The organism is Xanthobacter pseudotagetidis, assembly GCF_043194795.2.
Classification (GTDB): Bacteria; Pseudomonadota; Alphaproteobacteria; order Rhizobiales; family Xanthobacteraceae; genus Xanthobacter; species Xanthobacter tagetidis_A.
Window position 1 is genome coordinate 481065 of record NZ_CM195534.1, and the last position, 20644, is coordinate 501708.

General features: G+C 71.0%; 20 protein-coding genes. 12 read left to right on the top strand and 8 right to left on the bottom strand.

The window, feature by feature from the left end:
- Positions 1–67 precede the first annotated feature (67 nt).
- Genes V5F67_RS02195 through V5F67_RS02215 form a run of 5 tightly spaced genes read left to right on the top strand, consistent with a single transcriptional unit; the run spans position 68 to position 4878 of the window.
- Positions 68–964, top strand: a complete 897-nt coding sequence (locus V5F67_RS02195; RefSeq protein WP_394022217.1) for a methylene-tetrahydromethanopterin dehydrogenase N-terminal domain-containing protein — start codon at positions 68–70, stop codon at positions 962–964.
- Between the two features lie 9 nt (positions 965–973).
- Positions 974–1957 (top strand): methenyltetrahydromethanopterin cyclohydrolase, encoded by a 984-nt coding sequence (gene mch, locus V5F67_RS02200; protein WP_394022216.1) that lies wholly within the window; start codon positions 974–976, stop codon positions 1955–1957.
- A 1-nt stretch (position 1958) separates the two neighbouring features.
- Positions 1959–2903: a RimK family alpha-L-glutamate ligase gene (locus V5F67_RS02205; RefSeq protein ID WP_394022215.1), complete on the top strand. Its 945-nt coding sequence runs from the start codon at positions 1959–1961 to the stop codon at positions 2901–2903.
- On the top strand, positions 2876–3844 hold the full coding sequence (locus V5F67_RS02210; protein WP_394022214.1) for an ATP-grasp domain-containing protein: 969 nt from the start codon (positions 2876–2878) through the stop codon (positions 3842–3844). Before V5F67_RS02205 ends, V5F67_RS02210 begins: the two co-directional genes overlap by 28 nt.
- On the top strand, positions 3841–4878 hold the full coding sequence (locus V5F67_RS02215; RefSeq protein WP_394022213.1) for a hydantoinase/oxoprolinase family protein: 1038 nt from the start codon (positions 3841–3843) through the stop codon (positions 4876–4878). Before V5F67_RS02210 ends, V5F67_RS02215 begins: the two co-directional genes overlap by 4 nt.
- On the opposite strand, the gene V5F67_RS02220 is transcribed toward V5F67_RS02215, so the two are convergent.
- From V5F67_RS02220 to secB, 5 genes are all read right to left on the bottom strand, one after another.
- Positions 4871–5677 (bottom strand): formylmethanofuran dehydrogenase subunit C, encoded by an 807-nt coding sequence (locus tag V5F67_RS02220; RefSeq protein WP_394022212.1) that lies wholly within the window; start codon positions 5675–5677, stop codon positions 4871–4873. The genes V5F67_RS02215 and V5F67_RS02220 overlap by 8 nt on opposite strands.
- Positions 5674–6600 carry a formylmethanofuran--tetrahydromethanopterin N-formyltransferase gene (gene fhcD / locus V5F67_RS02225; protein ID WP_394022211.1) on the bottom strand — a complete coding sequence of 309 codons (927 nt, stop codon included), beginning with the start codon at positions 6598–6600 and terminating at the stop codon, positions 5674–5676. Before fhcD ends, V5F67_RS02220 begins: the two co-directional genes overlap by 4 nt.
- Positions 6597–8252, bottom strand: a complete 1656-nt coding sequence (locus tag V5F67_RS02230) for a formylmethanofuran dehydrogenase subunit A (RefSeq protein ID WP_394022210.1) — start codon at positions 8250–8252, stop codon at positions 6597–6599. The genes fhcD and V5F67_RS02230 overlap by 4 nt, the downstream gene beginning before the upstream one ends.
- Positions 8249–9544, bottom strand: a complete 1296-nt coding sequence (locus V5F67_RS02235) for a formylmethanofuran dehydrogenase (protein ID WP_394022209.1) — start codon at positions 9542–9544, stop codon at positions 8249–8251. Before V5F67_RS02235 ends, V5F67_RS02230 begins: the two co-directional genes overlap by 4 nt.
- 282 nt (positions 9545–9826) lie before the next feature.
- On the bottom strand, positions 9827–10309 hold the full coding sequence (gene secB / locus V5F67_RS02240; RefSeq protein WP_394022208.1) for a protein-export chaperone SecB: 483 nt from the start codon (positions 10307–10309) through the stop codon (positions 9827–9829).
- Positions 10310–10428: 119 nt separating this feature from the next.
- On the opposite strand from secB, the gene V5F67_RS02245 reads away from it, so the two are divergent.
- Positions 10429–10647 carry a DUF1674 domain-containing protein gene (locus tag V5F67_RS02245; protein ID WP_394022207.1) on the top strand — a complete coding sequence of 73 codons (219 nt, stop codon included), beginning with the start codon at positions 10429–10431 and terminating at the stop codon, positions 10645–10647.
- A gap of 8 nt (positions 10648–10655) precedes the next feature.
- On the opposite strand, the gene V5F67_RS02250 is transcribed toward V5F67_RS02245, so the two are convergent.
- Complete coding sequence (locus V5F67_RS02250; protein WP_394022206.1) at positions 10656–11462, bottom strand: undecaprenyl-diphosphate phosphatase; 807 nt, start codon at positions 11460–11462, stop codon at positions 10656–10658.
- A gap of 290 nt (positions 11463–11752) precedes the next feature.
- Here V5F67_RS02250 and V5F67_RS02255 point away from each other — a divergent pair, with 290 nt between their 5' ends.
- Positions 11753–12442 carry a glutathione S-transferase family protein gene (locus V5F67_RS02255; protein ID WP_394022205.1) on the top strand — a complete coding sequence of 230 codons (690 nt, stop codon included), beginning with the start codon at positions 11753–11755 and terminating at the stop codon, positions 12440–12442.
- Between the two features lie 304 nt (positions 12443–12746).
- A complete protein-coding gene (gene queG, locus V5F67_RS02260) occupies positions 12747–13862 on the top strand; it encodes a tRNA epoxyqueuosine(34) reductase QueG (RefSeq protein WP_394022204.1) in 1116 nt (371 codons plus the stop codon).
- Positions 13863–13904: 42 nt separating this feature from the next.
- Here queG and V5F67_RS02265 read toward each other — a convergent pair whose 3' ends face one another.
- Both V5F67_RS02265 and V5F67_RS02270 read right to left on the bottom strand, forming a co-directional pair.
- On the bottom strand, positions 13905–15392 hold the full coding sequence (locus V5F67_RS02265; RefSeq protein WP_394022203.1) for an ATP-dependent nuclease: 1488 nt from the start codon (positions 15390–15392) through the stop codon (positions 13905–13907).
- A gap of 493 nt (positions 15393–15885) precedes the next feature.
- Positions 15886–16851, bottom strand: coding sequence for an IS5 family transposase (locus V5F67_RS02270; RefSeq protein WP_509210583.1), 966 nt, complete (start codon positions 16849–16851; stop codon positions 15886–15888).
- A gap of 221 nt (positions 16852–17072) precedes the next feature.
- On the opposite strand from V5F67_RS02270, the gene V5F67_RS02275 reads away from it, so the two are divergent.
- The 4 genes from V5F67_RS02275 (at position 17073) to V5F67_RS02290 (ending at position 20639) form a co-directional block, all read left to right on the top strand.
- Entirely contained in the window at positions 17073–17411 is a 339-nt protein-coding gene (locus tag V5F67_RS02275; protein ID WP_394021451.1) for an antitoxin Xre/MbcA/ParS toxin-binding domain-containing protein, read from the top strand.
- Positions 17408–17983: an RES family NAD+ phosphorylase gene (locus V5F67_RS02280; RefSeq protein ID WP_394021450.1), complete on the top strand. Its 576-nt coding sequence runs from the start codon at positions 17408–17410 to the stop codon at positions 17981–17983. The genes V5F67_RS02275 and V5F67_RS02280 overlap by 4 nt, the downstream gene beginning before the upstream one ends.
- A gap of 167 nt (positions 17984–18150) precedes the next feature.
- On the top strand, positions 18151–19527 hold the full coding sequence (gene miaB / locus V5F67_RS02285) for a tRNA (N6-isopentenyl adenosine(37)-C2)-methylthiotransferase MiaB (RefSeq protein ID WP_394021449.1): 1377 nt from the start codon (positions 18151–18153) through the stop codon (positions 19525–19527).
- A gap of 71 nt (positions 19528–19598) precedes the next feature.
- The gene (locus V5F67_RS02290; protein WP_394021448.1) at positions 19599–20639 is read left to right on the top strand and encodes a PhoH family protein; all 1041 of its coding nucleotides are present in this window, start codon (positions 19599–19601) and stop codon (positions 20637–20639) included.
- Positions 20640–20644 lie beyond the last annotated feature (5 nt).

Genomic DNA, 20644 nt, shown 5'->3' on the forward strand with positions numbered 1-20644 from the left:
GCCGTGATCCCTTGCGATCGCGGCGCGGCCACCCGCCGATGCCTCCCCCAACTGGAGCATCCCCCCAATGGCGGACGCCGCACCGATCCTGCACATGATCTCGCCTTTGTCCCAGGTGAGTCCGTTCGACGTGAACATGGCGTTCGATGCCGGCTATGCGCGCATCGCGCCCTATGCCCACGTGACGCTCGACGAGATGCGCGCGCTCACCCAGGACATGATGTTCTCGCGCCCGCCCGCCGCCGCCGCGCGCACGGCCCTCTTCATCGGCGGGCGCGACGCGAGCCTGGCGCTCGACATGGCGGAGGCGGCGCGCGCCGCCCTGTTCCCCCCGTTCGAGATCTCGATCTTTCCCGATCCCTCCGGCGCCTTCACCACCGCCGCCGCCTTGATCGCCAAGGTGGAGCGGCGGCTCGCCGGGCGGCGCCCCGGCGCCCTGACGGGCGCGGAGGTGAAGGTGTTCGGCGCCACCGGCGTCGTCGGCTCCATCGCCGCCGTGATCGCCGCCGGGGCGGGCGCCAGGGTGACGATGGTGAGCCATCGCGGCCTGACGCCGGTGGAGATCAAGGCGGCGGAGTTCAGGCGGCGCTTCGGGGTCGAGCTCTCCGGCGCCGGAGCCGAGACCGACGCCGAGAAGGCGGACCTTCTCGCCGCCAGCGACGTGGTGCTGTGCACCGGCCGGGCCGGGATCGAGATTCTCTCCGCGCCCCTGATCGCCGCCGCCGGCCGGGTTCTGGTGGCCGCCGACGTCAATGCGGTGCCGCCCTCCGGCATCGCCGGCATCGGCGCGTACGACGACGGCGCGCCGCTTGCCAACGGCACGGGCGCCGGCATCGGCGCGCTCGCCGTCGGCGATCTCAAGTACCGGGTCCAGCAGGCGCTGTTCCAGCGCCTGCTGGCGGCTCGGCAGGCGCAGTTCCTGGACCTTTCCGTCATGTTCGCGCTGGCGCGCGAGCTCGCCTGAGGGGGCGCCATGACCGCCGACCCCCAAGCCGCCCGCCCGGCCCCCCGCCCGAGCCTCGCCGCAGGCGCGCGGCCGCTGGTGGCGGCGCTCGTCGCCGATGCGGCGCGCCTGCGCCTCGCCGTCTCGCGGGACCCCTCGGGAGCGCGCATCGTCGATGCCGGCATCGCGGTGCCGGGCGGCATCGAGGCCGGGCGCCGCATCGCCGAGATCTGCATGGGCGGCCTCGGCCGCGTCGCGCTCACGCCCTCGGACCGCTTCTCGCCCTGGTCGACCCTGGTGTCGGTCTCGGCCGAGGACCCGGTGCTCGCCTGCCTCGCCAGCCAGTATGCCGGCTGGAGCCTTGCGGCCGGAGACTTCTTCGCCCTCGGCTCCGGGCCGGGGCGCGCCGTCGCCCGGGTCGAGCCGCTGTTCGCGGAGCTCGGCTATGCCGACGCGGCGGACGCCGTGACGCTGGTGCTGGAGACGGCGCAGATGCCGCCCGGCGCGGTGGTGGCCGAGATCGCCGCCCGCTCCGGCGTTCCGGCCGAGGCGGTGACGCTCATCCTCACCCCCACCTCGTCGCTCGCCGGCACGGTGCAGATCGTCGCCCGCACGCTGGAGGTGGCGCTGCACAAGGCGCACGCGCTCCATTTCCCGCTGGAGCGCATCGTCGACGGGCTCGCCAGCGCGCCGCTGCCGCCGCCGGCGCCGGACTTCCTCGCCGCCATGGGCCGCACCAACGACGCAGTGCTCTATGGCGGCGAGGTCCACCTGTTCGTCGCCGGCCCGGCGGAAGCCGCGCGCGACCTCGCGGCGCGCCTGCCGTCGAGCACCTCGCGCGACCACGGCCGGCCGTTCGCCGACGTGTTCGCCGGCTATGGATGCGACTTCTACAAGGTGGACGCGATGCTGTTCTCGCCCGCGCGCGTCACGGTGAGCGCGCTGGAGCACGGCGTGAGCTTCACCGCCGGCGGCTTCGCGCCCGACCTCGTCGCCCGCTCGTTCGGCGGCTGAGATGGCCCGCGCCCGCACCGGCGCCCGCGCCGCCGACATCGTCGTCTTCGCCGAGCACGCCGACTGGCATGTGCGGCGTCTCCTCGCGGCGCTGAAGCGGCACGGCCGCGCGGGACGCGTGCTGTCGCTGAAGGCCTGCGGCTTCGCCGTGGGCGAGACCGCCCACGGTCTGCTGCTGCCCGGCTTCGGCGACCTCCTGCCCGCTGCCTGCTTCGTGCGCGCGGTGCCGGCCGGCAGCTTCGAGCAGGTGACGGCGCGGCTCGGCGTGCTGCATGCCCTCGGCGCGCTCGGGGTGCCGGTGATGAACGACGCCCGCGCCATCGAGCGCTGCGTCGACAAGAGCGCCGCCACCTTCCTTCTGGCCCGCGCCGGCCTGTCCACCCCGCGCACCTGGGTGCTGGAGGACCGCGCCGCGGCGCAGATGCTGGTCGACGCCGCGCCCGGCGACACGGTGCTGAAGCCGCTGTTCGGCGCCCAGGGGCGGGGCCTGGCGCGCCTCGCCCCGGGCGCGCCCTTGCCCGAGCCGGACACGGTCGACGCGCTCTATTATCTTCAGGACTTCGTCGCCGCGCCCGCCCATGAGGACTTTCGCGTCTTCGTCGTCGGCGGGCGCGCGGAAGGCGCCATGGTGCGGCGGGGCACGGGCTGGATCACCAATATCCACCAGGGCGCCGTCGGCTCTGCGGTGGCGCCCGAGGGGGCGCTCGCGGCCCTCGCCGTGAAGGCGGCGGCGGCGGTGGGCGCCGACCATGCCGGCGTCGACATCATCGCCGATCGGGAGGGCCGCCTGTTCGTGCTGGAGGTCAATTCCATGCCCGCCTGGAAGGGCCTTTACGAGGCCACCGGCCGCGACATGGCGGAACCGCTGGCCGCGCGCCTCGCCGAGCCCCGTCCCCTGCGGTCCGAAGGAAGCCCGTCATGCGCGTCTTCGTCTGCGAGTTCGTGACCGCGGGCGGCCTCAGGGATGTGCCGCTGCCTGAGACCCTGGTGCCCGAGGGCACGCGCATGCGCGACGCCATCTGCGGCGATCTCGCGCTGCTGCCCGGCGTGCGGGAGGTTCTCACCACCCATGACGACCGGCTCCCGGCGCCGGGCGCGACCTCCGTGCCGGTATCCGAGGGGACCGACCCGTGGGCGGCGTGGGGGGCGCTCGCCGCGCAGGCGGACGTGATCTGGCCGGTGGCGCCGGAGACCTCCGGCCTGCTCGCCGCCATGATCCGCCGGCTGGGGCGCGGCGGGGCGCGGCTTGTCGCCAGCGAACTGGCGGCGGTGGAGGCCTGCTCCAGCAAGAGCGAGACCGCGCGCCGCCTCGCCGCCGCCGGCCTGCCGCGCATCCCCACCTTTCCCGCCGACGCGGCGCCGGACGACCTTGCCTGGCCGCGCCTCACCAAGCCCGACGACGGCGCGGGGTGCGCGGACACCCGCCTGTGGCCGGCCGGCACACGGCCATCCACCGCGCCGGGCCTGGTGGTGCAGCCCTTCGTCGAAGGCGTTCCCGCGAGCCTCAGCGTGCTGGTGCGGCCGGACGGGGTGCGGCTGCTCGCCGTCAACCGCCAGCATCTGGCGGTGGCGGACGGCGCCCTGAGCCTGACCGGGCTTACCGTCGGCGGCCTTCAGGATGCGGACGGGACGCTGGCCCGCCTCGCCGCGCAGGTGGCGGCGGCCTTTCCCGGCCTTGCCGGCATCGTCGGCATCGATCTCGTGCTGACGGACGCCGGGCCGGTGGTGGTGGAGGTGAACCCGCGCGTCACCACGGCCTATGCCGGCCTCCATGCCGCGCTCGGGGTGAACCCCGCCGCCTTCCTGCCGGAGCTGATCCGGGCCGGCACGCCGCCGGCCTTGCCCCATCTGCCGGCGGCGACACCCGTGGAGATCGACCTCAGATGAGCCCCGTCATCGGCTGGGACGTGGGCGGCGCCCACCTGAAGCGCGCCGTGCTCGGCGCCGACGGGCGGCTTCAGGCCGTCGCCATCGCCCCCTGCGCGCTCTGGCAGGGGCTCGACCGGCTGGAGGCGGCGATCGCCGGCCTGCCGCCGGCGCCCGCGGCGCCGTCCTTCGTCACCATGACCGGCGAGCTGGTGGACCTGTGGCCCGACCGCGCGACCGGCGTCGCCGCGCTGGGCGCGGCGCTGGCGCAGCGGCTCGGGGCGGGGACGCTGTTTTATGCCGGGCCGGCGGGCTTCGTCGGCGCGGACCGGCTCGGCGCCCATGCGGGCGACATCGCCTCCGCCAACTGGCACGCCACCGCCAGCGCCCTGGCGCGGCTTCTGCCGGCGGGCCTGCTCGCCGACATGGGCTCCACCACCACCGATCTGGTGCTGTTCGCGGACGGCGCGGTGCGCGCCATGGCCTATGCGGACGCCGACCGGCTGGTGGCGGGGGAGCTGGTCTATACCGGCATCGCCCGCACGCCGGTGATGGCGCTGTCGCCGGCCTTGCCGTTCCGGGGCGCCTGGGTGCCGCTGATGGCGGAGCACTTCGCCACCACCGCCGACGTCTACCGCCTGCTGGAGGAGCTGCCCGAGGGCGCGGACCTCCACCCGGCGGCCGACGGCGGCGCCAAGACCGAGGAAGCGAGCGCCCGCCGGCTGCTGCGCATGGTGGGGCGCGATCTGGAACCGGGCGGCCTGGAAGAGGCCGGCGTGCTCGCCGCCGCCGCGTGCGAGGCGCAGTTCGGCCTGCTGACGCGCGGGCTCGGGCGGGTGCTGGCCGCGTCAGGCCTGCCGGACGACGCGCCGCTGGTGGGGGCGGGCGTGGGGCGCGGCCTGATGGCGCGCCTCGCGGTGCGCGCGGGCCGGCCCTTCCGCGATGCCGGGACCCTGCTGGCGGACGGGAGCGACGACGGGCGCGGCCTGGCCGGCGCGGCGGCCGATTGCGCGCCGGCGGTGGCGGTGGCGCGGCTCGGCCGCGCGCTCACCTGAGCAGCAGCATCTCGCCTTCGCCGCCCGAGAGCCGGTCGCCCACCAGCCGCTCGGCCCGGCCGGACACGCCGCCGCCGAACAGGGCGGCGATCTCCGGCACGCGCCGGGCGAGGAGCAGCAGCAGCACGAAATCCCCGGCGCCGCTCGACGCGAAGCCGGCCGGCAGGTGCTCCGGCGCCCGGCCCAGCAGCAGCGAGCCGCGCCGCATGCCGCGCCCGGCGCGCGGGCCGATCGAGCCCGCCACCGCCAGGGTGCCGGCGATCATGGCTTCCGCCGCCCGCTCGCCGGCATCGCCGCCGATGAGGATCAGCCCGCCGCGCAGGCGCGTGCCGAGACCGGGCCCGGCGCCGCCGCCCACCTTCACCAGCCCGGCGCGCATCCCGGCGCGCGCGCCCGGCACCGGACCGCCGAGCCGCGCGCCGGCGCCGCCCGACACCTCGATGCGCCCGCCCGCCATGCCGGTCGCCAGATCGTCGCCCGCGTCGCCGCGCACCACCAGGCGCCCGCCGGCCATGCCCCGGCCGCCGCCGGCGCCGATGGGGCCGTCCACCAGGATCTCGCCCACGGAGAGGCCGGCACCGACACCGTCGAGCCGCGGGTCGCCGGAGATCACCAGCGCCGCCGAGGCGCCGCGCGTCACGGTGAAGAGGTCGCCCAGCGCCGCACGCCCGGTTCCGTAGGGCAGGAGCAGGCGTTCGGCCGCCGCCTCGCCCAGGCCCGCAAGCGCCGCCGGCGCCAGCGCCGAGCAGTCGAGCCGCGCCTGAAGCGGTGCCCTGAGGACGAGGCGCAGCCCGCTCATGGCACGCCCTCCATGATGGCGTGCAGGTGGAAGTGGAACGGGCCGAGACTGCCGCCGTAATTGCCGGCGTCGACGGCGAGGACGCCGGCCTCGGCGCCGAGCTCGCACACCGCGGCGATGCCGGCGCGCATGCTGGCGGCGACCGCCGCCTCCGACAGGCCGTCGATGACGATCTCCAGCACGCTCTCGGCCTGCGGCGGCAGCGCGCTCGGCGTCACCGCGCGCAGCGTCGGGCAGTAGGCGCCGTTGGTGGAGGCGATGAGGCCGGGATACTTGCTGCCCACCTTCGAGCCCGAGCGCACCACCCCGCCGGGGAAGGGCAGCACCGCGCCCTGGACCTGCGCCATCGCCTCCACCGCCGCCTCGGCGGCGATCAGCGCGGCGGCGCGCGAGCGGGCGAGGATCAGGAAGTTGCCGCCGCCCACCGCCGCCGGAACCGCGCCGGTCGCCTCGTCGCAGACGAACTCGCCCTCCATCACCGGGATGCGCCAGATGCGCCTGCCCGCCAGGCGCTTCGACACCTGGTGGCCGTCGCCGAAATAGCGCAGCGCCCGGCCGAGCGGGATCGAAGGTCCACCCTCGATGCCGGCATAGCAGGCGGTGGTGGGGCAGGTGAGCACGCTCTGCCCGACCCTGAGCGGCACCACCTTCCTCAGGTCCTTCAGCGACATGGCGAAGACCAGGACGCTGACGCCCGGCCGCCCGTCCGGCGTCTCGGCGGGGCCGAGCTCGCGCTCGATGGCCGCCTCGCAGCCGCAGCCGATCACCGAGGTGGCGAAGCCGGTCATGCTGCGCGCTGCGGTGAGCGCCCAGCGCGCCGTGTCGGCGGTGATGACGAGCCGCGTTCCCGCCATGGGAAAGGCCTCGGCGAAGCCATCGCGCACCGCGACGCCGTTGAGGACGAGGTCGGGGGCGCCGCTCATGGCTGAAGCTCCACCAGCTCCGGGCCCTCGCCGTTCCGGATCTCGCCGTCGGCGATGCGGAAATGCTTCGCCTTGAGGCCGATGGCGGCGTCGAACCACTGGTCGAGGCGCCTGTCCATGGCGCCGTCATAGGGCGCGTGGACGGCATAGGTGCGCCCGCGCCTCAGCGCCGTGACGGCGCCGTCGCGCACCACCTCCACGCCGTCCTTCAGCACCAGGCGCGGCGCCGCGAACATGGCTTCCCGGTCGGCGGCGTCGGCATAGAGCACCACGTCCGCGCGCGCGCCGGGGCCGAGATGGCCGCGGTCCCTGAGGCCCAGCGTGCGCGCGGGGGCGGCGCGGGTGACGACGGCGATCTCCTCCAGCGTGTATTCGCGCTTGATCTCGGCGAGACGCGTGTGGGCGCGCGCCGCCTTGTGGATGCGGCCGAGGTGATGGTCGCGGAAATCCTTGTCCATCAGCAGGCGGATCAGATGCGGGTAGGAGGTGAACGGGCCGCCATTGGGATGGTCCGTGGTCAGGTACACCCGCCACGGGTCCTCGATCAGCAGGAACAGCTCCAGCCCGATGGCCCATTGCAGCGCGTTCACGAACGACTGGTCGCGGTAGGCGAACGGCACCACGCCGCACGCCGCGTCGCACTCGATGTCCATGCCGATCCACTTGTTCGGATGGGCGAGGCGGTGGTTGCGGTATTGCGACATGAGGTCGGCCGAGGCGGTCACGGTCTGGCCGAACATGATCTGGCCCACGTCCACGCTGATGTGCGGATTGGCGTTCACGGCGGCGGCGATCTCCGCCGCGCCGGAGGAGAAGCGCCGGTCGCCCTCGGTGCCGTATGCGTGGAACTGCACGTGGGTGAGGTGGAGCGGGAAGCCCTCGGTGGCGCCGATGGTGGCGAGCGTCGTCGCCACGTTCCCCGGCACGCCGAGATTGCAGCCGTGCAGATGGATGGGGTGCGGCACGCCCAGCTCCGTCACCGCCCGCTGCAGCGTCGCGAGGATGCGGCGCGGGGTGAGGCCGTAGAACGGGCCGGCCTCGTCGAGGTCGAGCGCGCGGGCGTTGAACTTGAAGGCCGAGATGCCGCCCGGATTGACGATCTTCACCGCGCAGCACTGGGTGGCCCTGAGCATGAAGGCCACGTAGTCGTTCACCGCCTGCTGCCCCTCGCCCTCGGCGATCAGGCGCAGCAGGAAGTCGTCATTGCCGAGCACCAGGAAGCCGCCGGTGTCGATGTTGGGGATGTCGGCCATCTCCAGGTGCGCGTGGCGCGCATTGGCGCCCACCACGGCCGGCTCGAACACGGCGGTGTAGCCCATCTGGGAATAGCGGCAGCCGGTCTCGTGGGTGGTGGGGGCGGCGCGCCCGCCGCCGCAGCCGCAGAAGGCGCCCTCGGGCTCCGGGAAGGCGGCCCGGTCCTCGCTCATGAGCAGGCGGGCGAGGTTCACCTTGCCGCCGGCGATATGGCTGTGCAGGTCGATGCCGCCCGCCATCACCACCGTGCCGGCGGCGTCGATCACGCTCTCTCCGGGCGCGGGCGGCGCGTCGGCGACCATGCGGCCGTCGGCGATCAGCAGGTCGCGCACCTGATCGGCGACGCCGTTGGCGGGGTCGTAGACGCGCCCGCCGGATATGCGGATGCGCGCGCTCATGGCCGCGTCTCCAGCGCCGACAGGATCGCGCCGGCCGCCTCGGCGAGGCTCGGCAGCTCCGCCGGCCGCAAGGCGGAAAGCGGCAGGCACACCACCTGGTCCATGCGGAAGACATGGCCGGCATGGTCGACGCCGGGCGTGCCGACCGGGATGAACACGTCCGGCTCGCGCGGGAACACGGTCTGGGCGTGGCCGAGCGCGATCACCGGCCCGCGCGCGAAGTCCGGCGGCGCGTCGGGACGCAGGGCGCTGGCGAAGACGAGGAGGTCGGCGTCGGCGAGCGCGGCGCGGGTCTCGTAGAGGTCCGGCGCGTGGCGCGCGCCGCCCGGCCCCACCGCCGTGCGCAGCGGCCAGCCGAAGCGCCACAAAGAGAGCTGGTGCGCGCCCACCACATTGTCGCGCCCGCCCAGCGGGAAGACGGCGGCGCGGGTGGTGCGGCTGAGCGCCGCCACCGCCTCGGCGGCGGCCTCGGCCACCAGGGCCGCATCGGCGGGCGGCAGGCGGCCGGCATCGAAGGCGAACACCGCATAGCGCGCCTTGGCCAGAAGGCCCGCGAGCTCGGACACGGCGGCGCCGAGCTCCGCCGACAGCGCCGACAGGCCGGGCGCGGCGCCCCTCACCTGCGCGGCGAGCGCCGCCGCGACCTGCGGCAGCCCCGCCCCGTCGAGCCCGATCTCCGCCACGTCGTGCGGCGCCAGCGCCCGCCGGCCGGCGGCGCTCAGCGGGCCGCCCAGGACGGCGACGCGGCGGCGGCGCGTGCGATCGACGAACATGGGCGCCGCCTGATCGCCCGCCGCCAGGGCGGGCGCGGGAAGGGCGCGCTCGAAGAAGCGGGCGAAGGCGGCGCTCGGATCGGGACCGAGCACCACCATGAGGTCGCAGCGGTTGCGCACCTCGGCCAGCGTCGCGGCGATCCAGCCCTTGCGGGCGAGGCGGTCGAGATTGGCGAACAGGCCCGCCGAGGCGGCATGGTCGAGGCTCGCGCCCACCGTCCTGGCGAGGTCGTAGAGCCGGCCGAGGCCCTCCAGGTCGGCGCCGAGGCCGGCCATCGCGATGGCGCGGCGCGGCGCAATGAGCCCGGCCGCGGCGCGCACCGCCTCCTCGAAGGAAGCCGGGCGGCCCTCCACCCGGCAGGCGGGCGGCGGATCGCCGCTGCGCTCCAGGAGCCGGGCGGCCTCGCCGCAGGCCTTGCGGGGGCGCACGGCGCGGCCGGAGACCTCCACCTCCAGATCGTCGCAGCCGAGCCCGCAGAAGGGGCACAGCACGTCGCCACGGACCACGCCGGCGGTCATGGCGCGGCCTGCCGTCGCGGCGCGCGCGCCGGCGGGGAAGCTGGGCGGAGAATCAGGATGCGGACGCGCGGACCCATGGCATCGCCTTGGACAGGGGCAGAAGTACCCGATCAAGACGCCGCGGCGGTTGCCCGCTTGTCGTTGCAGTGCGCGAAGGGCTCACCTGCCCCTGCGCCATGCGTCCGTTCTTGGCGGAGGAGTAGCACACGGGCGGGCGCGGTCAAACCGCCGCCGCTCCGACCGGTGCGGACGCCCTCCCGGCCTGCGGGAGGGCTGGTGGCGTCAGGCCTGGCCGGCGGCGGCCTGGCGCTGCATTTCGGCGTTCATGCGCTGCTGGTAGAGCGCGGCGAAGTCGACCGGGTCGATCATGAGGGGCGGGAAGCCGCCGTTGCGCACCGCGTCCGCGATGATCTGCCGCGCGAACGGGAACAGCAGGCGCGGGCACTCGATCAGCACCACCGGCTGCAGGCTCTGCTCCGGGATGTTGAGGATGCGGAAGATGCCGCCATAGGCGAGGTCGAAGGCGAACAGGGTGTTGCCCTCCACCTTGGCGCCGCCCTCGATCTTCAGCTCCACCTCGAACTCGCCGTTGGCGCCGGGCTTGGCGTTGACGTTGATCTGGATGTTCACGTCCGGCTGGCTCTGCGGCGCCATCAGCGAGCGCGGAGCGTTGGGGTTCTCGAACGAGAAGTCCTTGACGAACTGCGCCAGCACGTTCAGCGACGGCGCCTTGTTCTCGGTGGGGCCGCCATTCTGCGTCGCCATGCGCGTCTCCATAAGGTTGAATGCTCTGATAGAGTGGCCTCGAAAGGCGGGCGTCCGCTAGCACGCTTCCAGGCGAGCGGCAAGGATGGCGCCCGTGACGCGATCGAGGACCGTGACCCATGGCCGACGAAACATCCCCCCCGCCCGCGCCGCCCGGCGCCGCCCCCGGCAAGGTGCTGAGCGATGCGGCGAAGCGCGCGCTGGCGGAGGCCGAGGCGCGCCGCGCCGCCATCGACGCGGCGCAGAAGGAGCGCCCCAGGGAGCTGAACGGCCGCGACGGCCCCGAGCCGGTGCGCTACGGCGACTGGGAGGTGGGCGGCATCGCCACCGACTTCTGAGACCCGCCTCAGCCCACCAGATAGAGGCCGATCAGGCCGGCGGTGCCGACGAAGATGCGCCACCAGCCGAACGGCGCGTAGCCGTGGCGCGCCACGAACTCCAAGAGCGTGCGCACCACCAGCACCGCGGCGCAGAAGGCGGCGACGAAGCCGATGACGATCAGGATGCCGTCATCCATGGAGAGCGCGTTGCGGTTCTTGTAGAGGTCGTAGGCGAAGGCGCCGAACATGGTCGGCAGCGCCAGGAAGAACGAGAACTCCGCCGCCGCCCTTTTGTCGACCCCGAACAGCATGGCGCCGACGATGGTGGAGCCCGAGCGCGACACGCCGGGGATCATGGCGAGGCACTGGCAGAAGCCGATCTTCAGCGCCGTGAGCGGCGGCAGCGCCATGGCGTTGTCGTAGCGCGGCTCGGGCACGATGCGGTCGACGAACAAGAGCACGATGCCGCCGAGGATCAGCATGGCGCAGATCAGCACCGGGGTCTCGAACAGCACGCTCTTGATGAAGCCGTGGGCGAAGGCGCCGATCACCGCCGCCGGCAGGAAGGCGATGAGGATGCCCATGACGAAGCGCCGGGCCGCCGGATTGGTGGGCAGCGCCTTGGCGACGTTGAGGAAGCGGTGGAAATAGACGGTCAGGATCGCGAGCACGGCGCCGAGCTGGATCAGCACCTCGAAGGTGCGCCCGGTGCTCTCGAAGCCCAGGAAGTGCCCGGCGAGCAGGATGTGCGCCGTGGACGAGACCGGGATGAACTCGGTGAGCCCCTCCAGGAGACCGAGGAACAGGGCTTCGAGCATGTCGCCGAGGGTCATGGAGCCTTCCGGAAGGTGAGGGCGCGCGGGGCGGCGCCATCCTCGCCGCTCGCCCGCGCGGGCGCAATGCGCGGCCCGGCGCCGCCGTGGCGGGCGACCCAGCGTCAGGCCCGCTTTGTGGCCCTCTGTGGCGCTCGGGCCACAATCTTTCCCCGCCGCTGTGGCACGGTGCGCGCGATCCGGCCGGCGCATCGCGCCCCCTTCCCCCGCGCGGAACCAAACGGAAAGATTCGCCGCTTAAGGTTTCCCCGCCGGTCCGCCGACCCCGCTTCCGAAAGCCGCCTCCCGACATGCAGCTGCACCATCATCCCTTCTGCCCCCATTCGCGCTTCGTCCGCCTGCTGCTCGCCGAATACGGGCTCGAGCCGGAGCTGGTGGAGGAGCGGGTGTGGGAGCGACGGCCCGGCCTGCTGGCGCTGAACCCGGCCGGCGACACGCCGGTGATCGTCGAGGCGCAGGCGCCCTCGGTGCCGGGCGCCGCCATCATCGCCGAATATCTCGACGAGACGCGCGGCCTCGCGCTCGCCGAGCGCCGCCTCCTGCCCGAGGACCCTCTGGGCCGGGTGGAGGTGCGCCGCCTCACCTCCTGGTTCCACGAGAAGATGTTCGTGGAATGCACCGAGCCGCTGGTGCGCGAGCGCATCTACAAGCGCTACATGAGCCGCGAGCAGGGCGGCGGGCCGCCGGACGCCACCGCCTTGCGCATGGCGCGCGCCAATCTGCGCTATCATCTGAAATACATCGGCTGGCTCTCCAAGGCGCGCAACTGGCTCGCCGGCGAGCGCTTCAGCCAGGCCGACCTTGCCGCCGCCGCGCATCTGTCGGTGGCCGACTATCTGGGCGACGTGCCGTGGGACGAGGACGAGAACGCACGGGACTGGTATGCGCGGGTGAAGTCGCGCCCCACCTTCCGCCAGCTCCTGGCGGAGAGCATCCCCGGCATGCCGCCGTCCAAGACCTACGCGGACCTGGACTTCTGAGGCCGCTGCCGGAGAAGGATGCCGCCGGCCCCGCTCCGTCCGCCGCCCTGAGGGACACCGCCCCGCGCCCCCTCCCGCCGTCATGCCCGGCCTTGTCCCGGCCATCCACGGCCCGGGGCCGGGCGCAAGCGCAGATCCCCAGGCGGACCCGCACGGCGCCACCATCCGCCCTGAGGCAGGCCGCCCCTCCGCCCCTCCCGCCGTCATGCTCCGGCTTGACCGGAGCATCCACCGGCCGGGGCCGGGCGCAGCATCCGATCCTTGTCGAAACGGCCCGGCGTGGATGGCCGGGACAAGCCCGGCCATGACAGTGCTGCGCGAAAATCACCGCTCCCGGACGCCGGCACCTGCCGACAGGTCGCCCGCGCCCGCATCGTCTGTCCCCCTGGAGGACGTCGCCCGCCGGTTCGCTCTGGACGAGGGCTTCGACGCCTTCGGCATCGCCGCCCCGGACGCCATCGAGCCAGCCGGCGCGCGCCTGAAGGCGTGGGTGGCGGACGGCGCGCACGGCGACATGGGCTGGATGGCCGACACGCTGGAGCGCCGGGCCGACCCGCGCACCCTGTGGCCGGACATCCGCTCCGTCATCATGCTCGGCCTGAACTACGGCCCGGCGCAGGACCCGCGCGCCGTGCTGGCGCAGCGCACCAAGGGCGCCATCTCGGCCTATGCGCGGGCGGAGGACTATCACGAGGTCATCAAGCCGCGCCTGAAGCGCATCGCCCGCGCGCTCCTCGCCGAGGCCAAGGCGCGCGGCGTCGCGGCCGACGTGAAGGTGTTCGTGGACACCGCGCCGCTGATGGAGAAGCCGCTGGCGGCGGCGGCGGGCCTCGGCTGGCAGGGCAAGCACACCAACCTCGTCTCGCGCGATCTCGGCTCCTGGCTGTTCCTCGGCGCCATCGCCACGACGCTGGAGCTTGCCCCCACTGCCCCCGAGCGCGACCATTGCGGCTCGTGCCGCGCGTGCCTGGACGCCTGCCCGACGGCCGCCTTCCCGGCGCCTTATGTGATCGACGCGCGGCGCTGCATCTCCTACCTCACCATCGAGCACAAGGGGTCCATTCCGCTGGAACTGCGCCCGCTCATGGGCAACCGCATCTATGGCTGCGACGACTGCCTCGCCGCCTGCCCCTGGAACAAGTTCGCCGTGGCGGGCCGCGAGGCCAAGCTCGCGGCGCGGGCCGAGAACGACGCGCCGGACCTCGCCGAGCTGGTGACGCTGGACGACGCGGCGTTCCGCGCGCGGTTTCCCAAGAGCGCCATCAAGCGCGTGGGGCGCGACCGGTTCGTGCGGAACGTGCTGATCGCGATCGGGAACTCGGGCGACGCGGGGCTGCGGGGGCTGGTGGAGGCACGGCTGGGGGATGAGGCGGAGGTGGTGCGGGAGGCGGCGGGGTGGGCGTTGGGGCGGTTGGGGTAGTCAAGCACCGCTCACGCTAAAAACTGCCAAGAAACCCATTTGTTATGCCGTCTCGGCCCGCCTCAGCGCCACTATTCGGGACACGATCGCATCTGCCTCTTCTGGGTAAGCTTGAGCCCATATGGTGCAGAATGCCATCCTTACCGTCTCTTCCGGGAGCAGACTTAAGCGCTCGCCGATCTGTGAAAACAAAAGATGTGGATCCATGTTTGTGTGTGATATTTCTTCGCATACTCGTTTTACATCGGGCGCTTGCTCAAACTCCTTTAATAACGCTACAGAAAGTTTGCCGCCAAACCTATCCCATGCAGACAAAACACTATCCAGGATATAGGTTTCTGGCATCGCGCCTGGCAAGCGATAGATTCCTGATGGTCCGTCAACTTCCTGTCGCGAGTCTCCATCAATGTAGCAAATTGAAGGAACATCTGTGACTGGGTTAGCATTATGATAGCGATGTGTTTTGACGGCGGCGCCGTCTCCCTCCATCGCATGCACCTCGACATGATCGATGAATGCGGGTTGGCGTTGACGAATTGCGGTTTCCACCCATGTCTTCGCCAATGCATCTTCGACAAAGACTACCACTTCACGTGTGATCTGGCCGGTAATTGCACGAAGTGATCCAACATCAAGTTTTCCCTGGAACAGTCGATCCTCGGTTGCAACCCATATCGCTTTTGAAGGGAGCGGAAGAAGGGCTTCATTCGAATGAGTTGTAAATACCACTTGCACTTTCTTGCGATCTGCAACCTCAATTAGATATTCAACAAGACGAATAGTAGCTACTGGATGTAACCCATTCTCAATTTCTTCTATTAAAATCAAAGATTGATCTTCTCCAGCTTCAATTTCAGCTATCATTCGGATGATGCTTGATTCTCCAGCCCCAAAATGGAATTCAGAATAACCAGTTCCACCTTTGGTGCGTCCCGTGAGGAGTTGGATTCGGCCATCTCTACGCACTTTCATTGTGCGATAGCCTGCGACGTCCTTTCCCAGAATTCGACCCACCGCTTCGCGGACACGATCTGAAAACGCAGTTACACGGTCTTCTGGAACGGCAAACGATGTCGTTGCACATTTTGCTAATTCGGTTCGTTCATTGGCAGGTACAGTTCGCGACACGCCAAATATCAGAACCCGCCTATCAGGGGCTTCTCGATTCCACCGACGGTTCCGAAAGCTTGTAGTGCGCCTTACTGTATCGCGTTGCGCAAGATTTCGATCAATTAATTCATATTCAATTGACCAGTCTTGCATACTCTCATCGTAAGCACCGCTCTTAGCGAAGAATCGTCGAGGACTTACTTCTTTATAAGCGCAAGCCGCTGCGCCGAGAACGGTGGTTTTTCCACCACCATTAGGGCCAATTATCGCGGTTACCGGAAAGTCAAAACTGATCGGTTGATTTTCGAAACCTCGGACCCTTTTGAGGGTTAGTTTTGGAAGATACTTTCCGTAATTGCGAGTTGCAGCTCGATCGATTAGGGCATTTATGACGCTTTGACGCACTTGGCTTCTAAACATCTGAGGCCTCCCTTATTCGACAAATAGGCCTAGCAGCTCAAGTTGGCTAGCTTTGCACGAACGGCGCAATGGATTTGAACTTCTGATGGCATCGGACAGAGGAGATTCCGAAGGCTGGGAAGGATCCGATCACCCCCAACCCCCGCCATTCCCAAACCCCGCATTTGCCATCAAACATATCCCTCCTGAACCACGAAGGGGAGCGACGGGAGCCGGCGACGCGATCGCGACGCCATCAGGCGCATTGAATGCAGCCCGCACCCAACTCCCTCTCCCGCCTGCGGGGGAGGGTTGGGGAGGGGGCAAGCGTGGCGGGGGCTTCACTGGCGTTCGGCGCAGCGCGCGGGAATTCCCCCTCCCTGCCCTCCCCCGCCTGCGAGACCTCTGCGAAACATCGCGTCACGGCTGGGATTGAGCGTTTGGCGTGTTCCGAGGGTGTTGCGCACCGAAGCGATGGGAGTGCGCGGACGCTTCGGGCGAGCGCCTGTGGCGCTCAGGCGGCCTTGCCGGTCAGGGTCCTGAGGTTGAAGGCGATGAGCATCAGGTCCAGGTGGAAGGCGTTGGCGAGAAGGCCGGTGTAGCGCATCCGCCCCAGGCCGTAGCGCCCCTTGAGCTGGGAGAAGGTGCGCTCGACGCCGGAGCGCACCCGGCCGATCAGCGTGTTGCGCACCGCCTGCCAGCGGGGCAGCCCCTTCTGGTGCTTGTTCCGGCGGTGCTGGATGCGGTCCTTGATGCCCTGCGCCTTCAGGGCCTGCCGCCGCGCCTTCTTCTCGTAGGCCTTGTCGGCATAGACCGCCCGTTCGTCGCCCAGGATCAGGCGATCGGCGACCTCGCTCTCATACACCTTGGCCGGGGTCAGGACCCGGCTTCTCACCAGGCCAGAGGTCTGGTCCACACCGATATGGACCTTGTAGCCGAAGAACAGGGTGCGCGCCGCCCCCCGCCGGGTCCAGTTCGCGTCCGGGTCCTGCGGCGAGCGGCTTTCCTGCTCCCGCGGCGTGGAGCGGGAGGGCGGCGGGCGCACCGCGCTCTGCACCAGGGTGGCGTCGATCAGGGTGCCGGTCTTGAGCACGAAGCCCGCCGCTTCCAGCTGGCGCAGCACCTCGCAGAACAGCGCCTCGCCCAGGCCCGCCTGCTTCAACGCGTTGCGAAACCGGCACAGCGTCGTCTCGTCGGGGGTGGCGGCATCCAAGGCGAGGCCGCAGAAGCGACGGAACGACACCCGGTCCAGCAGGGCTTCCTCCAGGCCCGGATCGGACAGGCCGTACCATTGCTGCAGCAGCAGCGCCTTGAACATCGACAGCGGGCTGTACGGCGGACGCCCGGTCTCGCCGGGCCGCACCGCCACCACCAGCGCCTCGATCCGCGTCCAGTCGAGCAGACCGCTGATCCGCTCGAGCCGCGCATTGCGCCCAAACCCCGCAGGCAACAATGCGTCAAGGAAGCTCTGTTGATCCATCACCGCATCCCCCTCACACGCAGTGAATCACAACCCAAAGCTCACGTCATTTCGCAGAGGTCTCGCAAGCGGGAGAGGGTTTGGCGGCGGTCACGGATCGCAGGCGCAGGATTTCCAAACCGAGCGCTTTTGTTTTCACCACATGGCGCCGATGAAAACAAAATGATAGCCTATCCCCATGAGCTATCCAGCCAACCGCCCCCTGCCAAGGCCCGCCTGACATGACCGCCGCCGTCGCCCGCTATATCGAATCCCTCCAGGACCAGGGCGGCCTGAAGGGCACGGATATCGCCAACTTCACGGATGTGTCCTCGGCCACGGTGCATCGCTGGAAGGCGGGGTCGCACACGCCCCACCCCCGCACGCAGCTTCTGCTGGCGCAGCTGCACTACATCGTCAGCCGGCTGGACGATTACTACACGCCCGAGGAGGTGCGCCTCTGGCTCTACGCGCCCCATCCGCAATTGGAGGGGCGGCGGGCCATCGACGTGATCGTCGAGGGCGGCGCGGAGGAGGTCATCGGCATCCTCGACCGGCTCGACGCCGAGGCCTATCTTTGACGCCCGACCATCGGCGGGTGCGCCCCAAGGCGCTGCTCGACGCCATCGAAGCCGAGGTCGCCCGGCCGTTCACGGGGAGCGTCTGGCGGGTCGTCACCAACGGCTACGATCCGCTGCGCCCCGGCCCCGCGGGCGGCCGCTGGGACGACGGCACCTTCGACGTGCTCTACACCTCGACCGCCCGGGACGGCGCCCTGGCGGAAGCCTGGTTCCACGCCTCGCAGGGCCAGCCCGTGGTTCCTTCGAAGCCCAGAAAGCGCCTCCACCGGCTGGAGGCGGCGCTGGAGCGCACGCTCGATCTGACCGGCGACAGGCTCGCCGCCCTCGGCGTCAACATGGCCGCCTACGGGCGCCTGTCCTACATCCAGCGGCGCGAGGAATATCCGCGCCTCCAGCAGATCGCCGAGGCCGCCTTCTTCTACGAGTACGAGGCGATCGTGGTGCCGAACGCGCGGTGGCCGGCCAGCAATGTGGTGGTCTTCACGGAGAACGCGAAGCCCGCGCAGATCGCGGTCGTCGGGGACGAGGCGGTGGATCTGGCGGCCTGGGGCCGCCGGCTGGGCCGCCCTTGAAGGTTTCCGGAGAGCGCCGGCGCCTGATGCGCCACCCCCCGCCATTCCCAAACCCCCCGTTTGCCATTAAACATATCCCCTCCTGAACCACGAAGGGGAGCGACGGGAGCCGGCGTCATGATCGCGTCGCGCCCAGGCGCGAGAATGACCACGGCAGACACGGCACGATGCAGCAGCCCCGCAAGCTCTATGTGAAGTCCTTCGGTTGCCAGATGAACGTCTACGATTCCCAGCGTATGGCGGACACCCTGGCGCGCGAGGGCTTCACCGAGACGCAGGACCCGGCCGAGGCCGACCTCGTCATCCTCAACACCTGCCATATCCGCGAGAAGGCCGCCGAGAAGGTCTATTCCGAGCTGGGCCGCCTCAGGAAGGCCAAGCAGGAGGCGGGCGCCGACACCCTGGTCGCGGTCGCCGGCTGCGTCGCCCAGGCCGAGGGCGCCGAGATCATGCGCCGCGCCCCGGTGGTGGACCTGGTGGTCGGCCCCCAGAGCTACCATCGCCTGCCCGAGCTGCTCCGCGCCGCCGGCAAGGGCGAGCGGGTGGTGGACACCGCGTTTCCGGTCGAGGACAAGTTCGACCACCTTCCCGCCCCCTCCCGCGCCGCCACCCGCGCCCGCGGCCCGGCCGCCTTCCTCACGGTGCAGGAAGGGTGCGACAAGTTCTGCACCTTCTGCGTCGTGCCCTATACCCGCGGCGCCGAGGTCTCGCGGCCGGCGGGCAAGATCCTCGCCGAGGCGGAGCGGCTCGTCGGGCAGGGGGTGCGCGAGCTGACCCTCATCGGCCAGAACGTGAACGCCTACCATGGGGAGGGTCCGGACGGGCGCCCCTGGAGCCTCGCCCGGCTGATGGGGGCCCTCGCCGGCATCGACGGCCTCGCGCGGTTGCGGTATACCACCTCACACCCGCGCGACATGGGGGCGGACCTGATCGCCGCCCATCGCGACCTGCCCCAGTTGATGCCCTATCTGCACCTGCCGGTGCAGTCGGGATCAGACAAGGTGCTGGACTTGATGAATCGGGGCCATTCCCGCCAAACCTACCTGGATCTGGTGCGGGACCTGCGCGCCGCGCGGCGGGATTTGGCGTTGTCGTCCGACTTCATCGTCGGCTTTCCGGGCGAGAGCGACGCCGATTTCGAGGCCACCCTGGAGCTCGTGCGGGAGGTCGGGTTCGCCGGCGCCTACGCCTTCAAATACTCCCCGCGCCCCGGAACGCCGGCCGCGGGCCACGGCAGCCAGGTGCCCGAGGACGTGAAGTCCGAGCGCCTCAAGGCGCTCCAGAAGCTGCTGGAGGCCTCCAAGGCCGCGTTCGACAAATCGTTGCAGGGCAAGACCTTGGAGATCCTGCTGGAGAAGAGCGGGCGCTATCCGGGCCAGCTCATCGGCCGCTCGCCCTATCTCCAGAGCGTGGTGGTCACCGACCCGCCGGCCGCCATCGGCGACCTCCTCGCGGTGACCATCACCGAGGTCGGCCCCAACAGCCTCGCCGGCCGCGCGCCGGCCCCCGCCTTGTCCCGGCCCCTCGCGGCCATGGAGGCCTGAGCTTGCGCAGATCCGGCAGCGACCAAGACCGCCCTCCCCAAGGCCCTCCCCAGGGCCCCGCCCGCGCCGCCGTGACCGCCCCCTGGGCCAGCGCGGACGCGGAAGCGCCGGCCCACGTGGTGCTGGCGTTCGACGATAACCGCTTGGCCAGCCAGCTGTTCGGCCATTACGGGCGGAACCTCGCCCTGGTCGAGCGCAAGCTCGGCGTGAAGGCGGATTCGCGCGGCAACCACGTCACTCTGGAGGGCGAGCGCGAGGCCTGCGAGCAGGCGCGGGCGGTCCTCGAGCACCTCTACGAGGCGCTGAAGAAAGGCCGGGACATCTCCCAAGGCGACGTCGACGGCGCCATAAGGGAGGCGGTCTCCCAAGGCTCGCTGTTCGACTTCGACCCCGCCGCCCAGCGCCAGTCCTTCGACGAGATCCACCTGCGCCGCCGCCCGGTCCGCGCCCGCACCGCCGCGCAGGATGCCTATATCCGCGCCCTGAAGCGCCACACGCTGGTGTTCGGCACCGGCCCGGCCGGCACCGGCAAGACCTGGATCGCGGTCGCCTATGCCGTCCACCTGCTGGAGCGGCGCATGGTGGACCGCCTCATCCTCTCGCGCCCGGCGGTGGAGGCGGGCGAGCGGCTCGGCTTCCTGCCCGGCGACATGAAGGACAAGGTCGACCCCTATCTGCGCCCCATCTACGACGCGCTCTACGACCTCATGGACCGCCAGTTCGTCGAGCGGGCGCTGCAGTCGGGCGAGATCGAGATCGCTCCGCTCGCCTTCATGCGCGGGCGCACGCTGTCGAACGCCGCCATCATCCTGGACGAGGCGCAGAACGCCACCTCCATGCAGATGAAGATGTTCCTGACCCGCCTCGGCGAGAACTCGCACATGATCATCACCGGCGACCCGAGCCAGACCGACCTGCCCGGCGGGCAGGTGTCGGGTCTCGCGGAGGCGGTGCGGCTGCTCGATGGCGTCGAGGGTGTCGGCGTCTGCCACTTCAAGGCCGAGGACGTGGTGCGCCACGAGCTGGTGCAGCGCATCGTCGCCGCCTACGAGAGGCTGGACGCGCAGAAGATCGAGGCCGCCGCCGCGCGCCTCGGCAAGCCCGGGTCCTGAGGCCC

What these genes read in the sequence shown, in the direction of transcription:
- V5F67_RS02195 (WP_394022217.1), top strand. Translation starts at nt 68, where the DNA reads ATGGCGGACGCCGCACCGATCCTGCACATGATCTCGCCTTTGTCCCAG.
- mch (WP_394022216.1), top strand. Translation starts at nt 974, where the DNA reads ATGACCGCCGACCCCCAAGCCGCCCGCCCGGCCCCCCGCCCGAGCCTC.
- V5F67_RS02205 (WP_394022215.1), top strand. Translation starts at nt 1,959, where the DNA reads ATGGCCCGCGCCCGCACCGGCGCCCGCGCCGCCGACATCGTCGTCTTC.
- V5F67_RS02210 (WP_394022214.1), top strand. Translation starts at nt 2,876, where the DNA reads ATGCGCGTCTTCGTCTGCGAGTTCGTGACCGCGGGCGGCCTCAGGGAT.
- V5F67_RS02215 (WP_394022213.1), top strand. Translation starts at nt 3,841, where the DNA reads ATGAGCCCCGTCATCGGCTGGGACGTGGGCGGCGCCCACCTGAAGCGC.
- V5F67_RS02220 (WP_394022212.1), bottom strand. Translation starts at nt 5,677, where the DNA reads ATGAGCGGGCTGCGCCTCGTCCTCAGGGCACCGCTTCAGGCGCGGCTC.
- fhcD (WP_394022211.1), bottom strand. Translation starts at nt 6,600, where the DNA reads ATGAGCGGCGCCCCCGACCTCGTCCTCAACGGCGTCGCGGTGCGCGAT.
- V5F67_RS02230 (WP_394022210.1), bottom strand. Translation starts at nt 8,252, where the DNA reads ATGAGCGCGCGCATCCGCATATCCGGCGGGCGCGTCTACGACCCCGCC.
- V5F67_RS02235 (WP_394022209.1), bottom strand. Translation starts at nt 9,544, where the DNA reads ATGACCGCCGGCGTGGTCCGTGGCGACGTGCTGTGCCCCTTCTGCGGG.
- secB (WP_394022208.1), bottom strand. Translation starts at nt 10,309, where the DNA reads ATGGCGACGCAGAATGGCGGCCCCACCGAGAACAAGGCGCCGTCGCTG.
- V5F67_RS02245 (WP_394022207.1), top strand. Translation starts at nt 10,429, where the DNA reads ATGGCCGACGAAACATCCCCCCCGCCCGCGCCGCCCGGCGCCGCCCCC.
- V5F67_RS02250 (WP_394022206.1), bottom strand. Translation starts at nt 11,462, where the DNA reads ATGACCCTCGGCGACATGCTCGAAGCCCTGTTCCTCGGTCTCCTGGAG.
- V5F67_RS02255 (WP_394022205.1), top strand. Translation starts at nt 11,753, where the DNA reads ATGCAGCTGCACCATCATCCCTTCTGCCCCCATTCGCGCTTCGTCCGC.
- queG (WP_394022204.1), top strand. Translation starts at nt 12,747, where the DNA reads ATGACAGTGCTGCGCGAAAATCACCGCTCCCGGACGCCGGCACCTGCC.
- V5F67_RS02265 (WP_394022203.1), bottom strand. Translation starts at nt 15,392, where the DNA reads ATGTTTAGAAGCCAAGTGCGTCAAAGCGTCATAAATGCCCTAATCGAT.
- V5F67_RS02270 (WP_509210583.1), bottom strand. Translation starts at nt 16,851, where the DNA reads ATGGATCAACAGAGCTTCCTTGACGCATTGTTGCCTGCGGGGTTTGGG.
- V5F67_RS02275 (WP_394021451.1), top strand. Translation starts at nt 17,073, where the DNA reads ATGACCGCCGCCGTCGCCCGCTATATCGAATCCCTCCAGGACCAGGGC.
- miaB (WP_394021449.1), top strand. Translation starts at nt 18,151, where the DNA reads ATGCAGCAGCCCCGCAAGCTCTATGTGAAGTCCTTCGGTTGCCAGATG.